This is a genomic window from Floccifex sp. (assembly GCF_051873555.1).
Classification (GTDB): Bacteria; Bacillota_I; Bacilli_A; order Erysipelotrichales; family Erysipelotrichaceae; genus Floccifex.
This window is the reverse complement of record NZ_JBJEEY010000120.1, coordinates 1-7,484: the sequence shown is the minus strand read 5'-3', so window position 1 is coordinate 7,484 and position 7,484 is coordinate 1. Positions and strand designations below refer to the sequence as shown.

6 protein-coding genes and 1 pseudogene are annotated in these 7,484 nt (G+C 32.1%); 1 reads left to right on the top strand and 6 read right to left on the bottom strand.

Annotated features, from left to right (window positions below; genetic code table 11):
- The 3 genes from ACI32A_RS07015 to ACI32A_RS07005 all read right to left on the bottom strand — a co-directional run.
- The coding region (locus tag ACI32A_RS07015; protein WP_439754326.1) for a GLUG motif-containing protein at positions 1 to 1,678 on the bottom strand (1,678 nt) is incomplete at its 3' end.
- Complete coding sequence (locus tag ACI32A_RS07010; protein ID WP_439754325.1) at positions 1,668 to 4,091, bottom strand: efflux RND transporter permease subunit; 2,424 nt, start codon at positions 4,089 to 4,091, stop codon at positions 1,668 to 1,670. The genes ACI32A_RS07015 and ACI32A_RS07010, both read right to left, overlap by 11 nt.
- 1 nt (position 4,092) lies before the next feature.
- Entirely contained in the window at positions 4,093 to 4,386 is a 294-nt protein-coding gene (locus tag ACI32A_RS07005) for a hypothetical protein (protein WP_439754324.1), read from the bottom strand.
- A gap of 197 nt (positions 4,387 to 4,583) precedes the next feature.
- Here ACI32A_RS07005 and ACI32A_RS07000 point away from each other — a divergent pair, with 197 nt between their 5' ends.
- Positions 4,584 to 5,153 carry a TetR/AcrR family transcriptional regulator C-terminal domain-containing protein gene (locus ACI32A_RS07000; protein WP_439754323.1) on the top strand — a complete coding sequence of 190 codons (570 nt, stop codon included), beginning with the start codon at positions 4,584 to 4,586 and terminating at the stop codon, positions 5,151 to 5,153.
- A 22-nt stretch (positions 5,154 to 5,175) separates the two neighbouring features.
- Here ACI32A_RS07000 and ACI32A_RS06995 read toward each other — a convergent pair whose 3' ends face one another.
- The 3 genes and pseudogenes from ACI32A_RS06995 to ACI32A_RS06985 all read right to left on the bottom strand — a co-directional run.
- Positions 5,176 to 6,087 carry a transketolase family protein gene (locus ACI32A_RS06995; RefSeq protein WP_439754322.1) on the bottom strand — a complete coding sequence of 304 codons (912 nt, stop codon included), beginning with the start codon at positions 6,085 to 6,087 and terminating at the stop codon, positions 5,176 to 5,178.
- A complete protein-coding gene (locus tag ACI32A_RS06990) occupies positions 6,087 to 6,980 on the bottom strand; it encodes a transketolase (RefSeq protein ID WP_439754321.1) in 894 nt (297 codons plus the stop codon). Before ACI32A_RS06990 ends, ACI32A_RS06995 begins: the two co-directional genes overlap by 1 nt.
- 230 nt (positions 6,981 to 7,210) lie before the next feature.
- Positions 7,211 to 7,484 (bottom strand): annotated as a pseudogene (locus ACI32A_RS06985) (hypothetical protein); the annotation flags it as partial.

Genomic DNA, 7,484 nt, shown 5'->3' with positions numbered 1-7,484 from the left:
CAGGATCTAATTCATATTCAATGGCCATAGAACCGATAATGCCACCTGCATTTAAATCACCTTGAATATTTCCTTCATTCGTCGTTTGACTTATTTTTCCCAATGAAATAGATTCTATATCTTCTTGTGAAACATCTTGAATATACTCATTATCTGGATTATCAAATAATTGTAAATAAGTATTAGATATTTCATTAATTTTATTTTGAATAGCTTTTAAATCATTTGACAAAGTAACAGAGCTATTACCAATTTCATTATTTAATAAACGCAACACACCTGCCATACCAGAGATACTAGAAGATAAACCAGATAAATTTGTTGTAATAGATAATTGACTCGATGCATCTATTTCACCGAAATGAGATGCATTTGCGGATGAATCCACACTTCCTTGTTCTAAATTCATTTCTACATCTTTTTCAGATGAAACAGTTCCCTGATTGATTTCAACTCCTGGAATCAGAATCGTTGTTGAATCCTTTGAAATCGAAGCATCTTTTTCAATTTCTGCATTCCCTGGATCCATTGTTACATTTCCATTTGCGCTTGATTGGCTTGAACCAGAAAGTAATCCACTTATACTTCCTGTGGTTTCTATATTATTAGCAGCATTAGCTGCCTGGTCCATATAATCAGCAAGTTGATTACATCTAGAAATAAGTATACTTGATTCATTTTGTGTATCATTTAGAATTTGTGTAAGCAAAGAATCCAATTCCTTTAATTGATCTTGTAGTTGACCCAATGTACTTTTATTAATGCTTTTAGCAATATATGGCTCCATTTGTCCACAAATCCCACCGACATCTTTTCTTCCAGATATACTTGCTGTATTTGTACAATCTGTAATAAAGCCACAACTACGTCCTGCAATACCTCCGACATTATATCCAATATGTAAATAACCAACTGGTGCTGTATTTGTACAATTAGAAACAATACCCGATAAATATCCAGTAATTCCGCCTGTATCATAATAAGAAGATGTATCGAATGTACTTATTTTTGATAAATTAAAAGAAAAATCTAAATCTTCAATATTTATTTTAAATTCATTTGATGTAGTATTGACATATGCCTGGTTTTGACAAGATTGAATGATTCCTAAACTACTTCCTGAAATGCCTCCTGTCATTTTTGTACCAATTACAGTTCCATTCATTCGACAATTTTTTATGATTCCACTGACTGTGTTGATTCCAGCAATGCCTCCTGTATTTTGCTTTCCGCAAATAGAACCAGATACAGAACAATTTTCAATGGTTCCATAGTTTTCTCCTGCAATGGCTCCTGTATTTTCACTTGATACTTCAATTGAAGCTGTTACTTTTACGTTTTTTACAATTCCAGTTTGTTGTACAATCGCAAACAAACCACATGGATTTTGATTCTTTTTAATGGTAAAATCACGAATTGTATGGCCATTTCCATCGAATTCACCTGAAAAAACAGGAATACTAAAGTTTTCATAATTTTTTAAAGAAATATCTTTTGTTAAGATAAATGTTTTATTTTTTGAGTATGTATCCAATGTACATTGTTTAGACATTTCCACAAAATCTGAAACATTGTTGATATAGACTTTTTCTTCCATTGCGTATACAGAAACAGAAGAAAGTAGTATCAAAGGGATCATGAACAGAAAAACAAAAAATTGACGTATTTTATGTTTCATCTATTTCACCTTCTTTTTCAACTTGTCCTGACACAACATGTAAATCAACATCGCCTTGAACCGTTGCTTTCATCATTCCACTTACAGTTCCATGAATTTCTCCTTTTATAATTCCTTCAACACGAACTTTTCCTTTTGTCTTTGCTTTACTTTCTTTAATTGGCATTGAAAAAGATGTTTTATCTACAACAGAGCTTCCTACTAATAAAATTTGTGGTAAAACAAACATAACTAGTATCATGGAAATAATGGTTCCTCGTCCAATGCTTCCAATTCCTACAATGGCTGCATCACTTGTCATATGTCCCACTAAAATACCGGCTAAAGATAAAACAGTTCCAGAAGTGATAATGGTTGGAAACGCAAAGTTCATTGTATCTATGATTGCCTGTTTTGAATCCATTATTCGTTTGAGTTCATTGAATCGACTGGCAATAACAATGGCATAATCGATATTGGCTCCCATTTGAATGGAACTAACCACTAAATAACTCATAAAAAAGATGTAGTTTCTGGTAAGTGTTGGAATGGAAAAGTTCATCCAAATAGCTCCTTGAATCACAAGAATCAAAAGAATAGGCATTCCTACGGATTTAAAAGTAAACAATAAAACCACTAATACAATTAAAATAGAAACAACGGTAACAACTAAATTGTCTTTTTCAAATGATTTTTTAAAATCATATTCTGTTGTTGATTCACCAACTACATAGATATTTCCATCTGGATAATAAGACTGGGCAAGAGCGGTCAATGTATCAATAAAATCATAGGTTTCTTTTCCACTGATTGGTAAATTCAAATATACTAAGATACGATTATAGTTTTCTCCTTGTAATTGTTTCTTTCCACTTTCCATCATAGTCTTTGCGTTGTTCAACAATTCTTTTTGAGAAGTTTCCATAGAAATATTTTCCACTTGGTCACATGCAAACAATAAGACATCAATCAAAGGAATACTATAAGTTGATAAATTTCCAATCATTTTCTGATATTCTTCGTTTTTTACCGCATAGGCTGTATACACCAATTGAGCCACTTCATAATCAATATTCGTTAATTCAGAAAACTGTCGCGGTGTTAATTCATCGGCTAAGTAATAGCCATTCATTGCCTCTACATTGGATAAACCCATTGTATAATCTACTTCTTCATAAGATTGTAATTGCGCTAATAGTTTTCTTTCACTGTCATAATTTCCTGATGGAACAATCAATGCTACATAGTTTTCAGAGCCAAAGGTCTCTTCTATTTTATTTTCTGCAATCTGTGTTTCATTTAATTTAGGTGTTTCTAAATTGCTGTATCCATAGGCATATGGACATTGTTTCGATAAAACAAAAGATACAACAAGAACAACAACAAATACAGGTGTAACAATGTATCGGCTTTTATATGCAAAAGATCCAACAAAATCAATTTTAGGTATAAAACTCTTGTGTTCGGTTTTATCCATCCATGGTCCAAACAACATTAATAAACCTGGCATAACTACAAAGACAGATAATAATGCATATAAAATGGCTTTGATTAAACAAATCGCCATATCGGGTCCTATTTTAAATTGCATGAACATCATCGCAAATAATCCACCAATGGTTGTTAAAGAACTCGCTCCAATTTCAGGGATCCCTTTGCTTAAAGAAACAATCACAGCTTCTCTTAAATCCAATGTCTGGTGTTCTTCTTTAAATCGGTTACATAAAATTACGGCATAATCTAGAGACAACGCCAGTTGCAGAATACTCGTTACAGAATTGGAAACAAAGGAAATTGTACCTAATAAAAAATTGGTTCCTACATTCAATATCATCGCAATTAAAAATGTCAAAATTAAAACTGGAATTTCGGCCCAGGTTTGCGATGTAAAACATAATACCAATACGATAATTAAGGCCACCCAGACCATAATACCTTGGACTTCCTGATCCAATATTTCGGCATTTTTATTTCCTAATTCTGTTACACAATAATAGTCTTGACCTTTTAATGTGTCTTCTACTTTATTTAAGGCTTCCATACATCGAGAATCTTTTTCATCAAAATCAAAAGTAATAGAATATAAACTCGATACATTTTTATAATTTTTTTCAGGATTGTAGGATATACTCTGTATTCCTTCTAAATCCTTGATTTGGTTATACAATTCATCGGCTTTTTCTAAACTGATATTGGATACCATGTATTTTGCAGATCCATAAGTCACAAATTCCTTTTCCATAACATCCAATCCTTTGCGACTTTCACTATTTTCTGGTAAATATTGAGCCAAATCATTTTCCACTTTTACCCAACTTTGTGATATACAAGAAAAAATGATTCCAATAATGGTTAATAAAAAAAATAAATTTCTTTTGTCTACGATAAAAGTAGCTAATTTCATCATAAATGAATTTTGTTTCGTATCTTTCAAATCATGCCTCTATAAACCCATTAACAGGAATTTCATATTGCTTACATTTCAAACATAGAGAAAGAGACTGTGATGAAATGGTTCCTGTAGCTGTATAGGGAATATGATTCAATAATGTCACTAGCCATCCATTAATATTGCATTGCCCATATTGATCAATAGTTCCTTGAAAAGGTTGTAAATGATTCAATATATGTATATATCCATTCACTATTTGATCTTTAATTTCAATTTCAAGAAATCCATTTCGAATTCCCAGCTTCGTTTTCATTTCTATGTGATATCTTCTTTTCATCGAATAGCACCTCCTTTTAGAAATCGTTTTATCGTAGATTAATATCACCTCCTGGTTTCATTTTAATTCGACAAAAAATGAACAAAATGGACAAAATACATGATTTGTCTGTATTTCAGACAAATAGCTAATATTTATTGGTCAAATCTTAAGATTTATCTATTTTTTAAAAATGAAAAGGAGTGTATATTTTTTATATGAAATACTCAATCTCATCTTCAAATACAAAGAAAACATTGGCAAATTCATTAAAAAAACTCATGAAAACAAAGTCTTTATCTAAAATCACTGTCAGTGAAATTATTAAAGACTGTAAAGTCAATCGAAATACGTTTTATTATCATTTTGAAGATATTTATGATTTATTGAAGTGGATGTTAGAACAAGATACTATTGAAGTATTGCGTTCATTTGATTTGTTAGTAGATTCTCATGAAGCACTTTCTTTTGTGATTGATTATGTGGATCAAAATAAACATATTTTAAATTGTGCTTATGATTCAATGGGAAGAGAACAAATGAAGCGTTTTTTTTCAAATGATTTAAAAGGCGTTGTTCAATGTATTATTGATTCTGTTTCTATAGAACAAAATAAAACAATAGAACCCGATTTCTGTGAATTTCTAATTTCTTTTTATACAGAAGCATTGGCTGGTATGTTGATTAATTATTTTCAGGGAAATGAAAAAAGAAAAAAAGAAGAGCTCATTGAGTATCTTTTATTTATTTTGAGAAATTCCATTCCCAATGTAATTGAAAAGCTATAAAAAAATAGAGTGAGACTTCACTCTATTTTATTGCTTCTACAATGGCTTTGGCATTGATTTTATATTTGTCAAATAGGGCATCTGGTTTTCCACTTTCCCCAAATACATCTTGGACACCCACACGAATCAAGCGACAAGATGTACCACTTTCAGCTAAAACTTCAGCTACGGCACTTCCCAGTCCACCAATGATAGAATGTTCTTCACATGTTACAATAACATCATGTGTTTGCGCTAATTTTTGAATTAATTCTTTATCAATTGGTTTAATCGTATGTATATTTACAACTGTTGGCGCTTCATCCATCATTTCACAGGCTTTTAAGGCTTCTTGTACCATTAATCCAGTAGCAACCAATGCGACTTTCTTTCCTTCTTTTAAAATAACACCTTTTCCTAATTCGAATTTATAATCCTCTGGTGTAACAGTTTCAACTCCACTTCTTCCTAAGCGCACATAACAAGGTCCTTCTGCATAAGCTACAGCATGAATAGCTTGTTTGGCTTCGTTATAATCACATGGAACAATAACTTTCATCCCAGGAATGCCTCTCATCAAACTAATATCTTCAATACATTGATGACTTGCTCCATCTTCTCCAACACTAATTCCAGCATGTGATGCACAGACTTTAACATTTAAATGGGTATATCCAATGCTGTTACGAATTTGTTCATAGGCACGTCCTGTCGCAAACATCGCAAATGAAGAAGCAAATGCGATTTTTCCTGAAGCAGCTAAACCTGCTGCAACACTCATCATATTTCCTTCCGCAATTCCCATATCAAAATGTCGAGAAGGATCTATTTTCTTGGCTTCTCCACTTTTTGTACTACCAGCTAAATCCGCATCCAATACAACAATATTTGGATTTTCTTGTAACAATTCCTTTAAAGCATCACCATAAGCGATACGCGTTGCGATTTTTGCCATTACTCTGCCTCCAATTCTTTCATTGCCAAATGATATTGTTCTTCATTTGGTGCTACACCATGCCACCCTTGTTGATCTTCCATAAAAGAAACACCTTTCCCTTTAATGGTATTGGCTACAATGACAGTTGGTTTTCCTTTGATTGTACGAGCTTTTTGAAATGCTTGTCTTAATTCATCAAAATCATGACCATTGACTGTAATAACATGACAATTAAAGGCTTTAAATTTATCTTCTAATGGAAAAACGTTCATCACATCACTAACTCTTCCATCAATTTGAAGATTATTGGCATCCACAACAATACATAAATTATCTAATTTATAATGTGCAGCAGCCATAGTTGCTTCCCACACTTGACCTTCCTGACATTCTCCATCTCCCAGCAAAGCATAAATACGATAATTATTTTGATCCAATTGATTGGATAAAGCCATACCTACAGCACAAGATACGCCTTGTCCTAATGATCCAGTCGACATATCAACTCCAGTAACATAATTCATATTAGGGTGTCCCTGTAAAGAGGAATTAATAGCACGGAAAGTAACTAATTCTTCTTCAGGAAGAAATCCTTTTTCCGCTAAAACTGCATATAAAGCAGGACTGGCATGTCCTTTGCTTAATACAAATCGATCTCTTTGAATGGAATTGACATTATCTTGATTGATATCCATTTCTTCAAAATACAAATATGTCAAAATATCCGCAGCTCCTAAACTCCCTCCTGGATGACCACTTTGAGCAGCATAAACTTCTTTGACAATATTTCTTCGTATATTCTTTGCATGCAAAGATAGTTGTTTATTTTCCATATTTTTTTTAGTCTCCTTTTGCTTATTTATTATAACAAACTTTGTGCATTTTTTGCACCATTTGCGCAAATCATTCATATAATGAATCTTTTTGCACATAAACTATAAATCATTTGTTTTCAGAAACAAGATTATTTATTTTTTTATCGCAAAAACAACATTTTTTTCTTTGTTATCAAACAAAAATTTCAATAAAACCAGAGAATTCCAATTGAAAATTTAAATAATCTTTACAAACAAATTAAGATTCAAAATAGTCAATGACATGTATTATTCAAATAATGGTAAAAAAATGTGACTCATTCAAGTCACACTAAACAATCATTTGATTTAGAAAGCCACTGGCTTACCTGGGATACACTACATTCTACAAATTCTGCGATTTCTTCTATTTTCATTCCTTTAATTTGTAGTTTATGCGCAGTTTTTTCCTTTTCCTCAAGTTTACCTTCAGCTTTTCCTTGAGATATACCTTCGGCTTTTCCTTGAGATATTCCTTGAGATATTCCCTGCGCTAGTCCTTCCAATCTTCCACTTTCTCTTATTTCTTCCATGATCTCACACATGTTTTTCACCTCCATA

Bases quoted from the DNA above. Each gene is read 5' to 3' on its own strand.
- ACI32A_RS07005 (WP_439754324.1), bottom strand. From the start codon at position 4,386: ATGAAAAGAAGATATCACATAGAAATGAAAACGAAGCTGGGAATTCGA.
- ACI32A_RS07000 (WP_439754323.1), top strand. From the start codon at position 4,584: ATGAAATACTCAATCTCATCTTCAAATACAAAGAAAACATTGGCAAAT.
- ACI32A_RS06995 (WP_439754322.1), bottom strand. From the start codon at position 6,087: ATGGCAAAAATCGCAACGCGTATCGCTTATGGTGATGCTTTAAAGGAA.
- ACI32A_RS06990 (WP_439754321.1), bottom strand. From the start codon at position 6,980: ATGAATGATTTGCGCAAATGGTGCAAAAAATGCACAAAGTTTGTTATA.